Source organism: Virgibacillus oceani (assembly GCF_041521345.1).
In the GTDB taxonomy this organism is placed as follows: domain Bacteria; phylum Bacillota; class Bacilli; order Bacillales; family Amphibacillaceae; genus Virgibacillus_N; species Virgibacillus_N oceani_A.
This window is the reverse complement of sequence record NZ_JBGOHB010000022.1, coordinates 55,829-76,852: the sequence shown is the minus strand read 5'-3', so window position 1 is coordinate 76,852 and position 21,024 is coordinate 55,829. Positions and strand designations below refer to the sequence as shown.

Genomic DNA, 21,024 nt, shown 5'->3' with positions numbered 1-21,024 from the left:
AACCATATCGCCATATTCCTATAGATTTTGAGTGATGGCGCACTCCTTTTAAAAAAATGAATGAGCTGCGTCTACTTTAGTATTGACATTTATTCCTTATTTTAGAACTTTATTTTCATGGTAGGAGTCTACGTATAATTCCGGAGCTACCGTAGTAGATTGTTCGCCTTTTCAATGTTTCTTCAGGTTCTGTCTCAGCCTCATTATCGATATAAAATGGAGTCGTATATTAATTCCGGTATCTCAACCGGTTTGTCCGATATAGAAATACTTTCGTACAATTTTTCTTTGACATTTTCTACAGATTCATTATTGCTGTATATTGTCAGCATCGGTTCCCCTTTTTTGACATCATCCCCAATCTTTTTATGCAGGACAATGCCAACTGACAGATCAATTTGTGCTTCTTTTGTTGTTCTGCCTGCTCCAAGCATCATAGCTGCAGTACCGATATCATCAGCTTCCATCGATGCAATTCTTCCTGATGCTTTAGCAGGCAAGTCTACTTTATATTCAGCCTGCGGGAGTAATGCCGGATTATCTGCTACAGCATTGTTTCCTCCTTGTGATTCGAGGAACTGTTTAAATTTATCTATCGCTTTACCATTGTGCAGGTTGTCTTTCAACCTCTGCTTGGCTTCTTCTAAATTGTTTGCTTTATTAGCTAATACAACCATTTGACTGCCCAATGCGAGGCAAATTTCTGTTAAGTCTTCCGGACCCTTTCCTTTTAATGTTTCTATTGCCTCTTTAACTTCTAAAGCGTTGCCGATTGCATTGCCCAGCGGCTGGCTCATATCAGAAATAACAGCCATTGTTTTTCTTCCAACCCTGTTTCCAATCGAAACCATCGTTTCGGCAAGCTTTCTTGCATCTTCCGGCTCTTTCATAAAAGCTCCAGCACCTTTTTTAACATCAAGGACAATTGCATCGGCTCCGGAAGCAATTTTTTTACTCATAATTGAACTGGCGATGAGGGGTATGGAATTTACTGTGGCAGTTACATCCCTTAAACTGTACAACTTTTTATCGGCCGGCGTCAGATTGCCTGATTGTCCAATAACTGCTACTTTGTTTTTATTTACGAGTTCAATAAAATCCTGTTTTGTTATTTCGGTGTGGAAACCATGGATTGCTTCAAGTTTATCAATGGTTCCGCCGGTATGTCCAAGTCCCCGTCCACTCATTTTCGCTACGGGTACGTCAAGTGAAGCAACCAGGGGAGCAAGTATAAGTGTAGTAGTATCGCCGACCCCGCCTGTTGAATGTTTATCCACTTTTATTCCCTGAATAGCAGAAAGATCTATTATTTCTCCAGAATCTGCCATCGCAGAAGTTAAGCTGGCACTTTCTTTATCTTCCATGTCTTGAAAATAAATGGCCATTAATAAGGCACTTATTTGATAGTCCGGAATGTCTCCTTTGGTATATCCGTTTATAAAGAAATTGATTTCGTCTTCTGATAAGGCAAAACCGTCTCTTTTCTTTTCAATAATGTCATACATTCTCATTTATCATCAATCACCTTTTGTCAGTTATTCCGATCATGTTTTTATTATTCTTTTTATAAATAATAGAAAGTCTTCTCTTACTCGCTCTGTTGTTTCCATAACTTCTTTATGGGTTAAGGGTTGATCCAATATGCCAGCTGCCATATTGGAAATACAAGAGATGCCTAAAACCCTCAAACCAGCATGTCTTGCAACAATTACCTCAGGAACGGTAGACATACCAACCGCGTCTGCACCCCATGTTCTGAGCATTTTAACTTCTGATGGTGTTTCATATGTCGGCCCGCTGTTTGCTGCATAAACACCCTTTTGAATTGGTAAGTTGAGTTCTTTGGCACATGCTGTCGCATGCCGGATAAGATCAGGATCGTATGCTTTTGACATATCAGGAAAACGTTCCCCAAGTGTCTCATCATTTTTCCCCAATAATGGATTATCTCCTAAATTATTTATGTGATCTGATATAATCATTAAATTACCTGCGCTAAAATTTTCATTGATCCCGCCCGCAGCATTAGTAACAATAATAGATTCGATACCAAGCTGCTTCATCACTCTGACCGGAAAAGTAACCTGCTGTAAAGTGTATCCTTCATAATAATGAAAGCGTCCCTGCATAGTAATAACCGTTTTTCCTTCTAACGTCCCAATGATCAGCTGTCCTTTATGTCCGCTTACAGTGGAGGTGGGAAAATGAGGTATTTCACTATAGGGAATGGTTATTGCCTCTTCAAGTTCATCCCCTAGTACACCAAGGCCTGAACCCAGGATGAGACCTATTTCAGGTGATTTATCCAAGCTTTTATTAATAAATGAAGTTGCCTCTAATATATATTCTTTCACTTAAACTACACTCCCATTTTAATTGATTTCATCCAAAAAGCTGACACCAAAATTTGGACTTTTCACCTGAAAATTATCGGCGATGGTTTCCCCAATATCTGCAAATGTTTTTCGGACAGGTAATTCTTTTCCGGTAACAATCCCTGTATGAAAAATAAGCAGGGGTGCATATTCCCTTGTATGGTCTGTCCCGTGATGAACCGGATCATTGCCGTGGTCTGCCGTGAGGATTAATAAATCATCCTCTCCCAGCTTATTCAGTACCTCCGGCAGTCTTTTATCGAAAGCTTCCAATGCTTTCGCATAACCTTCGGAATCTCTGCGATGGCCGAATTTAGCATCGAAGTCAACAAGGTTCAAAAAACTGATACCGGTAAAGTCTTTATCCATCGACTCAACTATTTTTGTCATGCCATCTTCATTATCGATTGTTCTTAACGCTTCTGTTACCCCTTCTCCATCATAAATATCGGATATTTTTCCAAGTGCGATTACATTAAAATTAGCATCTTTTAGTTCGTTCATTACAGTTCGTCCAAATGGCTTTAATGCATAATCATGTCTATTGGATGTACGCTGAAATGCTCCAGGCTCCCCTATAAATGGACGGGCGATAACTCTGCCTACCATATATTTTTCATCAAGCGTCAACTCACGAGCTATTTCACATATCCTGTATTGCTCATCCAACGGTACGATTTCTTCATGGGCGGCAATTTGCAGCACGGAGTCTGCGGAAGTATAAACAATTAAGCTGCCTGTTTCCATATGCTCCTTGCCTAATTCATCCAATATTGCCGTTCCGGAAGCAGGCTTATTCCCGATTATTTTACGGCCTGTCCGTTCTTCCAGTTCTTTTATTAATTCGTCAGGAAACCCGTTCGGAAATGTTCGAAACGGCTGTTCAACATGCAAACCCATAATTTCCCAGTGACCTGTCATCGTATCTTTTCCATTGGATGCTTCCTGCATTTTTGTGTAATGGGCCTTCGGATTTTCTGCTTTTTCAATTCCATCTATTTCCCTGATATTACTCAGGCCTAGTTCACCTATATTTGGCATATGCAGTCCATTTATATACTTTGCAATATGACCTAACGTATCTGCACCCTTATCATTAAATTCGTCTGCATCCGGAGCTTCTCCAATTCCTACAGAGTCCATTACAATAAGGAAAACTCTTTTAAATGTATAGTTCAATGTGCATCCCTCCCACTGTTTGTTTTCCCGAATTTACTTGTCTGTATGTCTGTTTACGAGTTATAAAATATCAGACAACGTTAGAAATCCTGATTTTTCATTATGTAAATAAGCTTTTCTTGCAATTATTATGCACGCGGATGATATGAATTATATATATCTTTTAATCTTCCCTTTGTAACATGGGTATATATTTGTGTGGTTGCAATATCCTCATGCCCCAGCATTTCTTGTACGATCCTGAGATCTGCACCGTTTTCCAAGAGATGTGTAGCAAAAGAATGCCTTAATGTGTGTGGTGTAATTGCTTTCGTAATTCCAGCATCTGTCGAAACACGTTTTAACACTTTCCAAAATCCTTGTCTAGTTAATTGATTTCCATGATGGTTTACAAAGAGAACTTGGCTGTCCCTGTTGTTTTTCAGTAACTTATTTCTGGTATTATTTAAATACTCTTCCACTGCATTTTTTGCCGTATCCCCAAGTGGTACAATTCTTTCTTTAGATCCTTTTCCAAAACATTGGACAAATCCCATTGTTAAATGAAGGTCACTAACCTTTAAAGTAATTAGTTCACTGACCCTAAGGCCAGTAGCATATAAAAGCTCAAGCATAGCCGTATTCCGAGTATGCAGTGGTGATGTGCCCTTTACGGAAAGTAACTTGTCCACTTCAGCTACTGACAAAATATCCGGAAGTTTCCTTTCTTTTTTAGGAATTTCCAAATGCAAGCTTGCATCACTCGTAACAAGCTGTTCCCGAATTAAAAATTGGTGAAAAGCACGAATGGAAGAAATATTACGAGAGATGGTCGCTGCTGATTTACCGCTATCTTTTACGCTATGAAGAAAATGAACAATATCATTTCGTGTAACATATTCCCATTCAGACTTTTGGGCAGTTTTATCAATATAAATAGTATACTGTTTCAAATCCCGTTTATAGGAAATCAATGTATTTTCGGACAATCCTCTTTCTATCAATAAATAATGGAAGAAATCTTCCACAGAAGTTGTTAGCATGTTTTACTCTCCCAGACGAAAAAATAAGTTTATCCGATCGATAAAACTTTGTTCCTCCTGAAACACCTTTACAGCTGGTCCTTCCGGAGGGTCGTACTTGTGAAAATTTTCGTACTCTGCGTGCATTGCCCGCAGTCCAAAATAAAATAAAAATGTACAAGCGATAAATATAATAAAAACTTTTAATGTGTCCCATGCTATTCGTTTCATAGACATATCCCCTCTTGTATCCTTCAAGTCTTAGTACAAGATATGCCATAAAATAATCACATTATACATGAAACAGGCAAACTTTCCATAAAGATAGATGCTATATGTATTTATGTTTTACACGATGAAAGGAATAAACCTGTAATATTAGTATAATTTCGTTTGCTTATGATGCAAACAGATTTGATGTACAGTATAGACTCCGTAAGAACTAATGCGGAAGCGCCCGTTTAGCGACGTACGGACTGTGCCTTGGGGCTACGGTACAGTGGTTCCTCGCCCCACCGTAAAGATCGGCCATGCCAGGTGGATCGGCGTTGCCTCGCAAAGAGGCGGTTTTAGCTGATCATTCCTGCCGTAGGAGATAAAGGAAACATGTCCCCGCATCGGGGGTATGCCGATGTTGACCGGCAAGGCCGTAGTTAGTCGGCCTTCCTTTACCCGTAAGGAGCCGATGTTTACTTATAGGGAGGATGTTCGGTTAAAAACGCGACTTCCTGGGACTACGGTACAGTAGTTCCTCGCCCCACCAAAACCTCATGTCGCAACACCGAACTGACCTGCATCCTGCAGGCCCGAGGTGAAGGAAGTCCGCTAGTCGCTGGAGCTGGCCGTGGCTAAATTACATTACCAATTTGTCCACAGCTCACATATTTTATAATTTCCTATACGATGAAAAAACCTTTCTTCCAAAGAAAAAAGGTTTCTCCTTATGTCACTTTCACTGTAACTTCCTGACACTGTTTACATATACCATGGAAAGTTAATCTATGGTCTTTTACTTGAAAGCCCCATTCTGACTGTACTATTTTTTCTACATCTTGCAATAAATCATCGATGATCTCTTCTACGGATCCGCATTCAATACATACTAGATGATGATGAAAGTGTTCTGCACCCTCTTTACGAAGATCATAACGGGAAACACCATCACCAAAATTAATCTTATCAACAATTTTTAATTCTGACAGTAATTCCAATGTCCGGTAAACTGTAGCCAAACCAATTTCCGGTGCTTTTTCTTTTACGAGCAGGTAAACATCCTCTGCGCTCAAATGGTCTTCTTCACGCTCCAACAAAACCCTTAATGTCGCTTCTCTTTGAGGCGTCAGCTTATAGCTTTGCGCATGAAGCTGCTTTTTTATCCGGTCAATTCGATGTTCCACGGCAGACTCCCTCCCTCATATCCCATCTTTATTATATGCATCTGAGAAAATTGTGTCAAAGTATATTATCATTATTACATTGTATTTATAATAATTATAATCTAATTTTTATTATTGGTAAAATGATTTAATCATTAATTCCATCGCTTCATTCGCCAAATATGATTCCAACAGTGCAGCAACAAAGGAAAAAACCAGTAAAAATAAAAATATAATAATGTATTTGCTGAAATGCTGAAATACAGGCTGGGAGACTTTTTGACTAAATAACTTTTGTAAAAGTTTTAATGAAAAAACCATGGACAGGCTTCCGGCTGTAATATAGATTGGTATGATCAATATATTTTGCGGAGCAATTGAAACAGCTGCAATCAATAGACCGTTAAACCCCAATTGATTCACTAAAAAACCAACCGAAAACCCGACCACTAACCCCTTAATAAAAAGCAGGATCCACACAAATGGAAGACCGATCACGGACAGACCCAATACGAAAATCAATACTAAATACTTTATATGGAACAAAAAGCTGTCCTTTAAAATAGCATGGCTCTCCATTGTTTGATTATCTGTAATTTGTCCGAAAAATTGTTCCAAATAAAAAAACAAATCCTGTTTTTGTACGAAATTCATACTATTTACCAGTATAGCTCCAAAAATAATCCCGGTTAGAAATAAAATGGTCATAAATATATAGATGGTGCTATGTTCTTTTATATGATTCATGATTAATGTTCTATTAGTATACATCTGCTTCCCCCGTTTCATAGATCATACTCTCATTAGAATCTATGAAATGACCGGAGGAATAATGCTAAATACGCTATCTTTTTTTACGGCGTATTTCATTACGGACTGACTTTGCCGTATTTACCGCCACCGCCTGCTATAATTGACAGCTCTCCTTCTCTCATTTGAATGATAGATACTGCTAGTTTTTCGGGTACTATTTTTTTCATTTCTTCCAAAGGGATTTCATGCAGCACTTTCATTTCCGTTCCAAAGCGGGTTAATAGTTTTTCAAATGTTTTCGGTCCTAGTGACGGCAAATATTCCAAAGGTACCTGATATAAATAGGGCGGTCTGTTTTTCGAGTTATCAGTAGCAATATCTTTTAATTCCAGAATACGTTCGGAAACACCTTTAATAATTTTTCGGGAATGGCACACCGGGCATTCCACTGTATCTGAAGTTAATGGTTCAAAGCATTGATTGCATACAGTAGTATGGTATTTTCCAAGCTTTGGATTCATTCCGAAGTTATTAACAATTTTTCGGCCATCTACTTGATGCAAAGCCCATTCAAATTCTTTGAATGATGCCTCCTTCATGTAAATCTGTTGGTATTCTCTTGCTATTTTCCCAAGGGAATGGGCATCAGAATTGGTAACAAATGAATAATCATGCAATTCACTTATCTGGTCTGCCATGAAAGTATCCGAGCTTAAACCCAGTTCCACTGCATCAATTAAATCGGGATCTAACACTTCCCGCAATGATTCTTTTACACCCTTCCCGTAGAGGCTTTTAAAAGGAGTAAATACATGGGCAGGAATAAAAATCCCCTCCAGCTCCTTCACTTTATATTGCAGTTCTTTTCCAGTGCCATAATATCGCTGTGAACTCAAATTAATATTTTTCATTTTGTCTTTTAACCATTCCGTAAAAGCTGCTGTCTTATTTAGCGTGGGGAAAAAGCATAAAACATGGATTGGCCCAAGACAAGCTTCATCATAAATTTCGATTTCCGAGCCTAGTAAAAGTGTAATATTTTCAAATTTAATCCCGCCGTCTTCCAATTCATAGGCTTTTTTCTCTTTAATCAGCTGAATAATTTCCGCTTGCACATTAGGGGCATGACAATCAATCACACCGATTAATTCAATACCTTTCGTACGGCTGGCTTCTTTTAATATATTAGTTAATGTTAGGCTTTTCGCACCTGTAATTTTCACTGGGTTACCATGCATATCCCTGCCAATATGGATATGCATGTCGGCAAAATAAGTATGCAGCATCTATTTTCGCTCCAGTGCATGTAAATAAAGTATGGCATAATTTGTTTTTGCATCATGTATTCTTTTTTCTTCCACTAACTGCTTCGCTTCATCCAATGAGAGCTCCAATACTTCAATGAACTCGTCTTCGTCTTTTTCAACTGGTGATTCCAGTTGCTCTAATTCATCCGTAATGAAAATTTGCATGAGTTCATCTGCGAAGCCGGGTGAAGTATAAAAAGAAGTAACAAATGACAGCTCGCGCGCTGTGTACCCTGTTTCCTCTTCCAATTCGCGTAAAGCAGTCAGTTCCGGCTGTTCTCCCTTTTCCACTTTCCCCGCAGGGATTTCAATAATCGATTTTTCCAACGGCTTTCTATACTGTTCCACAAGTACAATTTTATTATCTTTCGTAATAGGTATTACAGCAACAGCTCCCGGATGACTCACCAGTTCTCTTTTCGCTTTCTTGCCATTTGATAATTCAACCTCATCTATTTGCACATCAATAATTTTCCCATCATAAATTTTTTCGGTAGTTATTGTTTTCTCTTCAAATTTCCGCATACATTTTCTCCTTTATGTTTTTTGCTGTGTCTATCCATTTTACACCACCTTAGCCTGTTGTGAAATAGTTGTAAAACAGAGCTGGTATTCTTACAATAAGAACAAGCTAAAAAATGTAATGGAGGCTCTTAACTTATGATAAAAAATCAATTGGGAAAGTCGGATATTTACGTCAGTGCATTAACGCTTGGCTGCATGTCTCTTGGAACTGACAAGAAAATAGCTGCTAATATTATTGAAAAATCCTTGGAAAAAGGCATTAACCACCTTGATACAGCTGATTTATACGATTTTGGATTGAATGAGGAGATCGTTGGTGAGGCGATCAATTCAAGAAGAAAGGATATGATATTAACAACAAAGGTTGGCAATCATTTTAATAAAGATAAAAGAGGCTGGTATTGGGATCCGTCAGAAAAACATATAAAAAATGGTATAAAGGATAGTCTGAGTCGGCTGCAGACGGATTATATCGATCTCTATCTTCTCCACGGGGGAACAATAGAGGATAACATAGATGAATCCATTGCTGCTTTTGAAGATTTAAAAAAAGAAGGAATCATTCGCGCCTACGGGATCTCCTCCATTCGCCCCAATGTTATTCGGGAATATATAAATAAATCAAATATAGATGCGGTTATGATGCAGTACAGCCTGCTTGACAGGAGACCGGAAGAAGAAATGCTGGATCTCCTGCATGCCAACAGCATTAGTGTCCTTGCTCGGGGACCTTTAGCAAAAGGAATGTTAAGCAATCATGCTCCTTTGATCATAGAAAACAAAGGGAAAGAGGGATTTTTAGAGTATACTCAAGAGGAGTTGAGAAGTGTATATAATAAATTAAAAAGTCTAGGAGCAAACGATTTAAACGAACTTTCATTAAAATATGTTCTTAAACATCCCGCTTTAGCCACTGCGGTTTTTGGTGCGAGTTCAGAAGAACAATTACAGGAAAATATCATAGGTGATTTTGAAAATCCGTTGGACAATGAAACATACGTACAGCTGCAGCAAATCACCCAACTTAACAAATATGAGCAGCATCGATAGCATTGCATCATCAGGAGATGACGGCCTCTTCCGTCATCTCCTGATTACTTAATGCAAAGAGGGTTTAAAAACTTCAACTACTTCGCATAGTAGTATAACAATTTACCCTCCATCGTTTTTCCAATTAGTCCTTCATCCTCCAGATAGTCTAGCTGCCCGATCGTCTCTGACATAGTTAAGTCAATTTGTTTTTCATATTGGGACGGAAAAATCTCATGACAAATCTCAAAAGGTGTTTGGGACTTTTTGTTCAGCAATTAAAATACCTTGTCGGCACGTTTTTCCTGGCTTATGAAACGTTTTGGTATAATCTTTTCAGGTTTGTTGAAAACCTCCCCATGCCCAGGAAAAACAGTATTAATCCCTAACTGTAAACATTTTTTTAAGTTGTTTCGATAATCCAGCATGGGTTTTGGGCGTTCCTTTGCCGGGTCGGCAGGTGGCTCCAATAACGGGTTGGGTGAAATGTGATACAATAAATGATCCCCTGCAATAAACACGCCGTCACCTTCTCTAAAAAATGATAAATGGCTTTGCGCATGCCCTGTTGTTTCAATGACCTTCCAATCTTCATGTCCCGGTAAATAATCACCTTCTTCAAGTACGGAAGTCAGTTTTCCTTTTCCGGAAAATTCCAATGGCTTGCGAATATGATCAAGAAATCCGTGCAAATATTCCGGTATCCCACCGGCAACAAAAAAATATTTTAAAAAATCTATGTACCGCTGGAAAAAAAGTTCATTTCTCGTTAGCCACAAATCCACATTTTTATGGGCAATAATACTTTCCGCACGAGGAAATTGTTCAATTAAACCAATATGATCCGGATGGTGATGCGTCAAAATAATTTGTTCAATATCAGTGGGATAATAACCGAGTTCTTTTAATTGCCGCAAGCACGCTTCCCATGCTTCCCTCGTTTTTGTACCTGCGTCAATCAGTGATAATCTGTCTCCTTTTAATAAATACATATGTGTGTCCCCAACAGCAAATGGTGTTGGGATAGTAATCTGGCTGATTGTATCTTTCATGTAAGTTCCCCCAAAAAGTGAATGCTCATTCAGTTCATCTGTTATTTTACACCTGATTCAAAAATTTGTCATGAAATAAAACTGGCTTATCGCCGCAGTGATAAGCCTTAAAATCTCTGTAGATCTTGTTTTTTTGCTGATAGGTAAAATTCTCTCTTCCTACCCTGCCAGCATTACAAGTTTTTCTGGTGAAACAATTGTTCTATTGTCTCTTTCAATATGTCAGGCAGATATTTAAAACTATAAGTGACCTCCAGCCGTTCTGTCCATTGATGGGGGTCTTTTCCGAGCGGGCCGATATTCAGTACCGGCATTGTCAGTTGTTCCATGACATCTTCCGGTAAAACGAAGCCATTATTTTGTAACGGCAGATTATTTGTAAGCTTCTCCAGCTTATTTTCAGCAGATGGTGTGCCAATAAAACTTAAATCGGATAAACCAGTAAAATACGCTGCTTCCGTTAAGTTAATATTATGCATGGTTTTGGAATATTGCTGTATATGATCGATTATATTTCTTATATACGGATCATTGTAAGATGATACTGAAGGGTAAAACGGCGGACTATAAAATAATACAATCATCGGAGCTATGTCCTTGCACAAAGAAGCCAAATCCTGTACGAGCAGCGTGGAAAAATCGCGATCCCCTTTATCCCGCTGACTCACGAGCAGGTTTTGCCTGCGCTTTATTTCTTCCTCCCCGTATTGCTTTACGGATTCAGCATACAACTCTTCAAACATCATAACTTTCACGTTGGAAACAGGGAAGGAAAAATCAGGGACGTTATTTTGAAAGCTAGCTGCTTTTTTCTGTACATACGCGTCTGCTTTTTTTGCTGCTTCTTCAGCACCTTTTAGTAATTTATCATTCAGTTCTTTAACTGTTTGTTTTAGATACAGCACATTATACATGGAAACTGCAGCCTGTGGGGTCTGTACAGAGTATTCATCCTTTAAATCCCGTTGCATTAAACTGACCGGCGGAGGCGTTACTTCATCCCCCATTTTTTCAATAAATGATTCATTAAGTTCGATCTCCTGGGACAGGAAACTGTTCATTAGATTTGGATTAATGCCGGAAAAAGGTTCCCCTACATGGGATTCTTTTCCATAACAATAAAAACCCGGCAGTATTTTTCCAATCGAACCAGTATATATATAGTAATTCGGATCACCCGGGTATTTGCTGAAGGAAGGTTCGCTGTTTAAACATGCATTATAAGTAAGCTCCTCCTCCTTTTTGATTTGATCGAGTACAGGCAAAGCTTCCAGCATCCCTTTCGAGTTCACTTCTTCATCCGGGACACTCAGCAAAAGAATGTTGCCGTCAAACTGACCATCCATTGCTTTTTCCAATATGGAGAGATGAATTGTAAGACCTGCTTTCATATCCATTGTTCCCCTGCCAAATAACCAGTCACCATTTTCCATGTCATACTGGACTGTCTTGGGCATTTGATCGATGCTGTTTTTTATCTCTTCAGTGAGCTCTTTTGGCTGGAATGCGAGGTTTTTTAAAGATCCATAGTCTTCCACGCCGACAACATCAAAATGGCTTAATAAAATGACTGTTTCCTTTGTATCGGCTGCAGATTTTACGAGCGCTGTAATAAGTCTTCGTCCATCATGAAGCGGGTGAAGTTTTAAATGGTCTGGATTTGTTTTAAAGTAAGATTTCTGGACCAGCAGGGAATGAAGATTTTCAGCCATTGCAATTTCTGCTTCTGAGTCCGTTATGCTCTGGCATTGTACAAGAGAACATAATAGATCCGTGAGTTCATCCTTTGTCTGCCATTCATTCATTGTCATTCCTCCTTGATGGGTATAAATTACATGTATAAATGCAAATCTCTTTTCCGGTGCTAAAGCTTCCGCTAACATAAAGCAGTCGAGTGTCTAATAAAATTGACTTTTTTCCATAAATAAATCACAATCATAAAAGAGGTGAAAGTATTGAAAACAAAAATAATCGCCCATCGCGGCGCCAGCAAATACGCACCTGAAAACACCATGCCCGCTTTTGACCTAGCATATAAGATGGGGGTGGAGGAAATTGAAACGGATGTACAGCTGACAAAAGATGATGTTCCTGTTTTAATTCACGATGAGCATGTGAAAAGGACCACAAATGGAAATGGATATGTAAAAAACCTCACCTATAAAGAGTTGAAAAACCTTGATGCAGGGGGCTGGTTCGCACAAAAGTTTAAAGGAACTCGTATTCTCTCGTTACATGAATTTCTCAAATGGGCTGAAAATAAACCGTTGTATTTAAATATAGAGCTGAAAAATAATAAAATTGACTATAAACATTTGGAAAGTATTGTTTATGAAATGATTTATCACTATCAGTTACTAAATCGTACCACAATATCTACATTTAATCCAAACAGCATAAAACGATTAAAAAGATATAATACCGATATCGAAATTGCCTTTCTTACCTCAAAAAGACTCGAAAATTTAATAGATCATACACAACGGCTAGGGGGTAATGCCGTACATGTGAAATACAGGCTCTTAAACACAGCACTCGTACAGGAAAGCAAACAAAAAAACACCCCACTTAGAGTCTATACTGTAAATAGAAAAATACGAATTATCCGCTGTTTGAAACATCAGGTTGAAGGGATATTTACAGATGTCCCGGATAAAGCACAGACAATCCGAAACTACATACAGTAATTACTTATTAGAAGGAGTTTTATGTCAAAACTATTTTCACCAATAATATTTTATTCAGCTACTTTAAAATAAAATTGTAAAAACAAGCATTAAATAAGATAACAGGAGCTGTAAGATTGATTACTACAAGTATTCAAGTTGAAGAAAAGATACGCTTAAAGCACCCAGACAGTATAAACGGGGATGTAAGTAAATGATTTGGAGGACTAGAAATGGAACTTTTTTTTCTTGGTACCGGTGCAGGAATTCCTTCGAAGGAAAGAAATGTATCATCTATTGCATTAAAACTATTGCAGGAGTTTAATAGTATATGGCTGTTCGATTGTGGAGAAGCAACACAGCATCAAATTCTCCATACATCTATAAAACCGGGGAAAATAACTAAGATTTTTATTACCCATTTGCATGGAGACCATATTTTCGGCTTGCCGGGGTTATTAAGCAGCCGTTCATTTCAAGGCGGTGAAAAGACATTAACGATTTATGGTCCAAAGGGGATTAAAGAATATACAGAAACAGCGCTTCGGTTAAGCAGGACAAATTTGAAATACCCATTGGAAATAGAAGAAATACGGGAAGGGCTTTTATTTGAAAATGAAAGATTTGCCGTGTATACAAAAGAGCTGGATCATAAAATCCCCTCTTACGGGTTCCGAATCGTGGAAAAGAATAAACAAGGAAAGTTACTTGTTGAGAAATTAAAAAACATCGGTATTCAGCCTGGCCCCCTCTATCAGCAAATAAAAGAAAACGAGCAAGTTACGCTGGAAGATGGGACAATTATTAATAGAAAAGATGTGGTTGGCCCTGCGAAATCGGGGAAAGTTATTACCATTTTAGGTGACACACGTTCATCAGCGGCGTTTAACACGTTTGTTAAGGATTCTGATATACTTGTGCATGAATCTACATTTAATGATGAAAACAGGGCTTTAGCACATAAATATTTTCACTCAACTGCGAGCCAGGCAGCAGATCTCGCAAAAAAGAACAATTGCAAACACCTTATACTAACGCATATTTCATCACGCTATCAAAATGAGGACAACGAATCTCTATTACAGGAAGCTAAACATATTTTTCCCAACACAGAGCTTGCCGACGACTACTTTCAGTTTAATGTATAAACCAGGATACGTCGTTTACAAACTTGGCTTTACACTAAACTTAAAGACAGAAATCTATCATGATACAGTTTCTTCAGATGGAAATACACAGACTGCATAAACAAGAGGAGAGGTAGACATGGAGGAAGTGGAAACATTAGTCAATAATCAACGATCTTTTTTCTTGAATGGCAATACCATCGAATATTCTGTTCGCAAAGAAAAATTGCAATCACTGAAAAAAATGCTAAAAAAATATGAAACAGACATTTATGATGCCTTGAAAATTGATTTAAACAAATCTAAGCATGAAACATTAACGACAGAGCTGGGGCTTCTTTACACAGAGATTGATTTTGCCATAAAACATCTTAGAGAGTGGATGGAGCCGGAAAAAGTTAACGCGCCATTGACGCATAAAGGAACAAAAAACTATATTTTTAAGGAACCTTATGGTGTTTGTTTGATCATTTCACCATGGAATTATCCTTTGCAACTTGCACTGGCACCTTTAATTGGTGCCATAGCTGCAGGAAACTGTGCAATCATTAAACCTTCCGAATATGCAAAGGCAACTTCCATTATTTTAGAAGAAATGATAAAGGAAACTTTCGACCCCTCTTTTGTAAAGGTAGTTCAAGGGGATAAGGATGTAAGTGAAAAGCTGCTGAAACAGCGCTTTGATTATATATTTTTTACCGGCAGCACCCCTGTTGGCAAAATAATTATGAAGGAAGCAAGTAAACACCTTACACCTGTGACATTGGAACTGGGAGGAAAGAGTCCAGCCATTGTTGATAAAGATGCCAATATCCAGCTTGCCGCTAAACGTATTGTCTGGGGAAAATTTACGAATGCCGGTCAAACCTGTGTAGCTCCTGACTTTCTTTACGTTCATGATAGAGTTAAATTTAAGCTTATGAAAGAGATGAAAAAACAAATAAAGTCTTTTTACGGGAGAGTACCGTTAAAAAATAAAGACTACGTACAAATTATAAATCAAAACCATTTTGACCGCCTTGAAAATTATTTGAATAGCGGTTCTATTCTGCACGGAGGCAGCGTGGACCGGGAGTATCTGATGATTGAGCCTACTATTCTAGATACGGTATCCTGGGAAGATGAGATCATGCAGGAAGAAATTTTCGGTCCGATCTTGCCTGTCTTCACTTTTCAGGATATTGCAGAGGCTGTAGAAAGACTTAAACTTTTAGAAAAGCCATTAGCACTCTATTACTTTGGTGAAAACGGGAAGACACAGCAACAAGTTATTCAATATTTATCTTTTGGCGGTGGCAGTATTAATGATACGCTCTATCATCTGGCAAACCCGCACCTGCCATTTGGTGGAATAGGTAACAGCGGTATGGGCGCATATCACGGAAAATCCAGCTTCGATACGTTTTCCCATAGTAAGAGTATTTTAAAACAAACGACCAAATTCGATCTGCCATTTCGCTATCCCGGAGGTAAGCTGTCCCAATCCGTCGTTAAAAAATTAATGAAATAGCGGAATTCGCCGAGTATGGAACGAGGCTGGGACAAATGTATTTTTATCAAGGAAAATCCGCACAATAATAATTAACGCTTAAAACTCGCTCCAGAAATATACTTCGCTTTCCTTGAGGGGAGTGGTGAGCATCCTCGGGCTAACGCCCTTGCAGGGTCTCATCTGCTGCCCTCAAAAGCGAAGTGTATTCGGGTTGCGGGTGGAATAGCAACAAACTATACGAAAACAGCAATTATTTTTTAAAATCATCCAAAAAGTCTTTTTGAAAGCTAGTCCTTGGCTGGTCATCTGAAAAGTCGTCATTTTTCAATTGTTTAAAAGGGTTTTTTCCATATTTTTTTGTTAAATCTTCAATCGCAAAGTATAGTTTCTCTTTATCCTGCTCTTGTTCATAGGTAAATAAATCCAGCTGCTTTCCGATATGCTGTTTCTCATTTATATCCTGAACCGTAATCCCGAGTAGCCGAATTGGTTCATGATCCCAGTGAGTTTCAAGCAGTTCATTGGCCACGTGAAGTATTTCTTCTTTTGTATCAATGTAGCTTGCGAGTTTTTTACTTCTCGTAATCGTTTTGCGATCATGGAACCGAATCATTAATTGGACACTTTTCCCTGCTGCCTCTTTCCTCTTTAACCGCCTCTGGACATTTTCACTAAGCTCCTGCATTAATTTTTGAATTTCTCTGTCATCTGCAGTGTCAGCGGGCAGTGTTTGTGAACTGCCAATACTCTTAAATTCATAAATAGCATCCGGGTCGACTGCCCTTGGATCTATACCGTTCGCTCTATTCTGCAAACGTTCCCCATTTATGCCTAGTAGCTGTTTTAAGTCATAAACGTCTTTTTTTGCCAGATCACCAATTGTTTTTATCCCGATCTTATTTAATTTGATTGCAGTTTTTTCGCCGACACCATACATTTCCTCAACTGCGAGCGGCCAGAGTATTTTTTGTATTTCCCTTTTCCGCATTACAGTAATCCCCATTGGTTTTTTCATATCAGAAGCCATTTTGGCAAGAAATTTATTAGGAGCAATGCCAATACTGCACGGGAGATCTAATTCTTTTAAAATACTTTGCTGGAGTTGATATGCAATTTCCAATGGATTTCCGTACATAAGACTTTCTGTTACATCCATATAGCCTTCATCAATCGAAACAGGCTGTACAAATGGTGTAATTTCAGAAAGCATTTTAAATATTTCCTTCGAAGCAGCTCTGTACCGATCAAAGTTTGGTCTCATAACAATTAATTCAGGACATAATTTTCTTGCTTCCCACAAATTCATCGTCGTTTTGATTCCTTTTGCCCTTGCTTCATAGCTGCTTGTAACGATAATACCCCTTCGTTCTTCAGGGTTCCCTGCTATTGCCAAAGGCTTTCCTTTCAATTTAGAATTATGGGCCATTTCAACGGAAGCATAAAAACTATTCATATCAATATGAAATATCACTCTGGGTCCCTTTGTATTCTGCTGGTTCATGACAAGACGCCCTTTATTAGGATGATTATAGTCCCATTATAGCATAAAACAAAAAATCCCTTTGTTACAGATGCCGACAAAGGGATATACAACATATTAATTTCCTGCAGCTTCTTTGATAATTTCAGTAACCAATTCTGTTATTTTTACGAGTTCTTCCACGGGCATTCTTTCGTTTGTCGTATGAATTTCCTCATAGCCAACAGCTAAATTAACGGTTGGGATGCCATGACCCGCGATAATATTAGCATCGCTTCCGCCTCCGCTTTTAACCAGTTTACTTTCACGGCCAATGGATTTTATCGCTCTACTGGCCACTTCGACCAGGTGATCACCTGCTTTCTGTTTATACCCCGGATACATAAGCTGAACCGTAACTTCGGCCGAACCTCCATAACTTTCTGCTGTTTGTTCAAAGGCTTCTTTCATCTTTTGAACCTGCTTGTCCATTTTGTTTGGATCCAGTGAACGGGCTTCAGCAAGGATTTCGACATGATCTGCTACGATATTTGTTTGTTTTCCGCCTTCAAAACGGCCAATATTTGCAGTGGTTTCTTCATCGATACGGCCAAGCGGCATTTTTGCAATTGCTTTTGCAGCAAGTGTAATGGCGGAAACCCCCTTTTCCGGAGCGACCCCGGCATGGGCTGTCTTGCCTTTCATTATGGTCCAAAGCTTTGCTTGTGTTGGTGCTGCAACGATAATTTCACCGACTTTTCCGTTGCTGTCTAAGGCATAGCCATATGCTGCATTTATAAGTGAAGCATCTAATGCCTTAGCTCCGACCAGCCCGGATTCTTCTCCGGCTGTGATAATAAACTGAATATCCGCATGGTCTACTTCGTTCTCTTTAATTATTCGAATAGCTTCAAGTATTGCGGCTATACCCGCTTTATCATCCGCGCCCAAAATAGTGGATCCATCCGAAGTGATATAGCCATCTTTAATCATCGGCTTAATTCCTTTGCCAGGAACCACAGTATCCATGTGTGAAGTAAAATAAATTGGATCTGCATCTTTTTTATTTCCTTTTAAGGTACAAATTAAATTTCCGGCACCATGTCCAGTTTTTTCTTTACTTTTATCTTCTATTACATCAAGTCCAAGTTTTGTAAATTTACCTGTTAATACCTTTGCAATCTCAGTTTCATGCTTCGTTTCCGAATCTATCTGTACGAGCTCTATGAATTCATCAATCAGTCTTTCCTGATTCACATCTGCCATAACTAATCCTCCGTTTTTAAAAGTAACGTGCCTCATTATAAAGGGATATTACCGTGCTTTTTGTTCGGTCTATCCTCCTGTTTATTAAACAGCATTTCCAGCGCTTGAATAAGCTTGATCCGTGTTTCCCTTGGATCAATTACATCATCGACCATACCAAGTCCTGCAGCTACGTATGGATTTGCAAACTTTTCACGGTATGTGTCAATTTTTTCCTGTCGAGTTTGTTCTGGATTTTCACTTTCTGCAATCTCTTTAGCAAATATAATATTTGCCGCCCCTTCCGGTCCCATAACCGCAATTTCTGCATTTGGCCAGGCATAAACCAGGTCAGCACCAATCGATTTACTGTTCAGGGCAACATAAGCACCGCCATAAGCCTTTCTTGTTATTACCGTTATTTTTGGCACGGTAGCCTCTGAATAAGCATACAGAATCTTTGCACCATGTCGGATAATCCCGCCGTGCTCCTGTTTAATCCCTGGGAAAAATCCTGTTACATCTTCAAAGGTAATGAGCGGGATATTAAAAGAATCACAGAAACGGATAAATCTGGCAGCTTTATCACTTGAATTAATATCAAGCCCGCCTGCTAAGTATTTTGGCTGATTACATACAAGTCCGACTGTTTCTCCTTTTATTCTGGCAAAGCCAACGACAATGTTTTTCGCAAAGTTTTCATGTATTTCAAAAAAGCTATCTTTGTCCACTACCTCTTGAATCACTTTTTTCACGTCATAGGGACTTCTTGCATTAAACGGGACAATTTCCGTGAGTTCAGGACGTTCATCGTCTTCTTGTTGTGCGTCTTTCATTTCCGTTTTTTCCTCAAAATGGGCCGGTAAATAAGATAGCAGGTTCCGAACGGCATCCAATGCTTCTTCCTCATTTGCAGCTTTGATATGGGCATTTCCGCTTTTTGAATTGTGAATAGCAGCACCGCCCAAATCCTCAGATGTTATTTTTTCCCCGGTAACTGTTTCGATCACCTTTGGCCCGGTAATAAACATTTGTGATGTTTTTTCCACCATAATGACAAAATCAGTGATGGCCGGAGAATATACCGCCCCACCAGCGCTTGGTCCCATAATGACTGAAATTTGCGGTATGACGCCAGAATATACCGAGTTGCGGTAAAAGACTTGACCATACCCGTCCAATGAGGAGACACCTTCCTGAATCCGGGCGCCCCCTGAATCATTTAAACCGATAAAAGGTACTTTGTTTTTTGCTGCCAAATCCATTACTGCGGCTATTTTTTTCCCATGCATTTCACCAAGGGCACCACCATATACAGTGAAGTCCTGGGCAAAAAGATAAACGGGTTTCCCGTCTATCTTTCCGTATCCGGTAACAACTCCTTCTCCTTTTGCGGAGTTGTTGTTCATGCCGAAATCGGAAACGCGGTGTTCAATAAATGGATTCAGTTCAACAAAAGTCCCGTCATCAAGCAGATAATCGAGCCGTTCCCTTGCAGTCAGTTTTCCTTTTTCATGCTGCTTGTCTATCCGTTCATCCCCACCGCCGAGTTCTACCTTTCTTCGCTTGTCATATAGTTCATTAATTTTATCAAATATATCCATTATTCCTCACCTCCACTGCCATGCTCACATAATTCATACAGTACACCGCCTGCAGCTTTCGGATGAATAAAAGCTATCTGGCTATTGTGAGCGCCCAGCTTTGGTTTATCATTTATTAATTTTATACCTTCAGATTTTAACTTATTAAGTCGTTCGTTTATATCATTGATTTCTAAAGCGATATGGTGAACTCCTTCTCCTTTTTTATTAATATATTGCTGAATAGGAGAGTTTTCATTTAATGGTTCCAATAATTCAAACCTTGTCTCACCAATTTTTAGAAAGGCTACTTTCACTGCTTCAGATTCAACCTTTTCAACACCCTCCAGTTTTAATCCCAAGGTGTCGGTGTAAAAAGGTAATGCAGCATCGATGCTCTCCACTGCAATCCCGATATGGGAAATTTTCTCAGGTGCAGGCAACGATGCTTGTTTTGGATCAATTAATTCCTCGATATAATTAGCTAAACTTTGAGTGGAAGCGCCGCTGGTAAAAATCTTTTTAACTCCGCTTTCAAGTAAAAATGCAATATCTTCACTCGGTATAACCCCGCCGCCAACGACCGGAATATCACTCGCGTTTTTCTTGGCCAGTTCATCGATCACTTTTGGAAAAAGCGATTTATGTGCTCCTGATAAAGAGGATAAACCAATAACGTCCACGTCTTCTTGAACTGCTGCCTGCGCAATTTGTGCCGGTGATTGGCGCAGTCCGGTATATATTACTTCCATGCCATGATCTCTCAATGCCTGTGAAATGACTAATGCCCCCCGATCGTGACCATCCAGTCCCGGTTTTGCTACTAATACTCGAATCTTTGCCATAATTATCCCC

At 39.0% G+C, this 21,024-nt stretch carries 20 protein-coding genes; 4 read left to right on the top strand and 16 right to left on the bottom strand.

The window, feature by feature from the left end; all coding sequences use genetic code 11:
- Positions 1 to 203 precede the first annotated feature (203 nt).
- The 9 genes from ACDX78_RS15810 to ACDX78_RS15770 all read right to left on the bottom strand — a co-directional run bounded on the left by ACDX78_RS15810 (position 204) and on the right by ACDX78_RS15770 (position 8,516).
- The gene (locus ACDX78_RS15810; RefSeq protein WP_486029125.1) at positions 204 to 1,511 is read right to left on the bottom strand and encodes a pyrimidine-nucleoside phosphorylase; all 1,308 of its coding nucleotides are present in this window, start codon (positions 1,509 to 1,511) and stop codon (positions 204 to 206) included.
- Between the two features lie 33 nt (positions 1,512 to 1,544).
- Complete coding sequence (locus tag ACDX78_RS15805; RefSeq protein ID WP_486029124.1) at positions 1,545 to 2,354, bottom strand: purine-nucleoside phosphorylase; 810 nt, start codon at positions 2,352 to 2,354, stop codon at positions 1,545 to 1,547.
- A gap of 18 nt (positions 2,355 to 2,372) precedes the next feature.
- Positions 2,373 to 3,554, bottom strand: a complete 1,182-nt coding sequence (deoB, locus tag ACDX78_RS15800) for a phosphopentomutase (RefSeq protein ID WP_486029123.1) — start codon at positions 3,552 to 3,554, stop codon at positions 2,373 to 2,375.
- Between the two features lie 128 nt (positions 3,555 to 3,682).
- Positions 3,683 to 4,576: a site-specific tyrosine recombinase XerD gene (gene xerD / locus ACDX78_RS15795; protein WP_486029122.1), complete on the bottom strand. Its 894-nt coding sequence runs from the start codon at positions 4,574 to 4,576 to the stop codon at positions 3,683 to 3,685.
- 3 nt (positions 4,577 to 4,579) lie between these two features.
- The gene (locus tag ACDX78_RS15790) at positions 4,580 to 4,786 is read right to left on the bottom strand and encodes a YqzK family protein (RefSeq protein ID WP_486029121.1); all 207 of its coding nucleotides are present in this window, start codon (positions 4,784 to 4,786) and stop codon (positions 4,580 to 4,582) included.
- Positions 4,787 to 5,496: 710 nt separating this feature from the next.
- The gene (gene fur, locus ACDX78_RS15785) at positions 5,497 to 5,952 is read right to left on the bottom strand and encodes a ferric iron uptake transcriptional regulator (RefSeq protein WP_486029120.1); all 456 of its coding nucleotides are present in this window, start codon (positions 5,950 to 5,952) and stop codon (positions 5,497 to 5,499) included.
- 111 nt (positions 5,953 to 6,063) lie between these two features.
- Positions 6,064 to 6,702 (bottom strand): stage II sporulation protein M, encoded by a 639-nt coding sequence (gene spoIIM, locus ACDX78_RS15780; protein WP_486029119.1) that lies wholly within the window; start codon positions 6,700 to 6,702, stop codon positions 6,064 to 6,066.
- Between the two features lie 98 nt (positions 6,703 to 6,800).
- A complete protein-coding gene (locus ACDX78_RS15775; protein WP_486029118.1) occupies positions 6,801 to 7,970 on the bottom strand; it encodes an endonuclease Q family protein in 1,170 nt (389 codons plus the stop codon).
- Positions 7,971 to 8,516: an NUDIX hydrolase gene (locus ACDX78_RS15770; RefSeq protein WP_486029117.1), complete on the bottom strand. Its 546-nt coding sequence runs from the start codon at positions 8,514 to 8,516 to the stop codon at positions 7,971 to 7,973.
- A gap of 135 nt (positions 8,517 to 8,651) precedes the next feature.
- On the opposite strand from ACDX78_RS15770, the gene ACDX78_RS15765 reads away from it, so the two are divergent.
- On the top strand, positions 8,652 to 9,566 hold the full coding sequence (locus tag ACDX78_RS15765) for an aldo/keto reductase (RefSeq protein WP_486029116.1): 915 nt from the start codon (positions 8,652 to 8,654) through the stop codon (positions 9,564 to 9,566).
- 77 nt (positions 9,567 to 9,643) lie between these two features.
- Here the strand turns inward: ACDX78_RS15765 and ACDX78_RS15760 are convergent, their stop codons facing one another.
- From ACDX78_RS15760 to ACDX78_RS15750, 3 genes are all read right to left on the bottom strand, one after another.
- Positions 9,644 to 9,823 (bottom strand): hypothetical protein, encoded by a 180-nt coding sequence (locus ACDX78_RS15760; RefSeq protein ID WP_486029115.1) that lies wholly within the window; start codon positions 9,821 to 9,823, stop codon positions 9,644 to 9,646.
- Complete coding sequence (locus ACDX78_RS15755; protein WP_486029114.1) at positions 9,824 to 10,597, bottom strand: MBL fold metallo-hydrolase; 774 nt, start codon at positions 10,595 to 10,597, stop codon at positions 9,824 to 9,826.
- Between the two features lie 173 nt (positions 10,598 to 10,770).
- Entirely contained in the window at positions 10,771 to 12,402 is a 1,632-nt protein-coding gene (locus tag ACDX78_RS15750; protein WP_486029113.1) for a M20/M25/M40 family metallo-hydrolase, read from the bottom strand.
- A gap of 141 nt (positions 12,403 to 12,543) precedes the next feature.
- Here ACDX78_RS15750 and ACDX78_RS15745 point away from each other — a divergent pair, with 141 nt between their 5' ends.
- The 3 genes from ACDX78_RS15745 to ACDX78_RS15735 all read left to right on the top strand — a co-directional run bounded on the left by ACDX78_RS15745 (position 12,544) and on the right by ACDX78_RS15735 (position 15,900).
- Positions 12,544 to 13,284 (top strand): glycerophosphodiester phosphodiesterase, encoded by a 741-nt coding sequence (locus ACDX78_RS15745; RefSeq protein WP_486029112.1) that lies wholly within the window; start codon positions 12,544 to 12,546, stop codon positions 13,282 to 13,284.
- 212 nt (positions 13,285 to 13,496) lie between these two features.
- A complete protein-coding gene (gene rnz, locus ACDX78_RS15740; RefSeq protein ID WP_486029111.1) occupies positions 13,497 to 14,411 on the top strand; it encodes a ribonuclease Z in 915 nt (304 codons plus the stop codon).
- A gap of 118 nt (positions 14,412 to 14,529) precedes the next feature.
- On the top strand, positions 14,530 to 15,900 hold the full coding sequence (locus ACDX78_RS15735) for an aldehyde dehydrogenase (protein ID WP_486029110.1): 1,371 nt from the start codon (positions 14,530 to 14,532) through the stop codon (positions 15,898 to 15,900).
- A gap of 232 nt (positions 15,901 to 16,132) precedes the next feature.
- Here ACDX78_RS15735 and ACDX78_RS15730 read toward each other — a convergent pair whose 3' ends face one another.
- The 4 genes from ACDX78_RS15730 to mce all read right to left on the bottom strand — a co-directional run bounded on the left by ACDX78_RS15730 (position 16,133) and on the right by mce (position 21,014).
- On the bottom strand, positions 16,133 to 17,383 hold the full coding sequence (locus tag ACDX78_RS15730) for a DNA polymerase IV (protein WP_486029109.1): 1,251 nt from the start codon (positions 17,381 to 17,383) through the stop codon (positions 16,133 to 16,135).
- 96 nt (positions 17,384 to 17,479) lie between these two features.
- Positions 17,480 to 18,607: a M20/M25/M40 family metallo-hydrolase gene (locus tag ACDX78_RS15725; protein ID WP_486029108.1), complete on the bottom strand. Its 1,128-nt coding sequence runs from the start codon at positions 18,605 to 18,607 to the stop codon at positions 17,480 to 17,482.
- A 35-nt stretch (positions 18,608 to 18,642) separates the two neighbouring features.
- Positions 18,643 to 20,190 carry an acyl-CoA carboxylase subunit beta gene (locus ACDX78_RS15720; RefSeq protein ID WP_486029107.1) on the bottom strand — a complete coding sequence of 516 codons (1,548 nt, stop codon included), beginning with the start codon at positions 20,188 to 20,190 and terminating at the stop codon, positions 18,643 to 18,645.
- On the bottom strand, positions 20,190 to 21,014 hold the full coding sequence (gene mce, locus ACDX78_RS15715; protein ID WP_486029106.1) for a methylmalonyl-CoA epimerase: 825 nt from the start codon (positions 21,012 to 21,014) through the stop codon (positions 20,190 to 20,192). Before mce ends, ACDX78_RS15720 begins: the two co-directional genes overlap by 1 nt.
- Between the last annotated feature and the right edge of the window lie 10 nt (positions 21,015 to 21,024).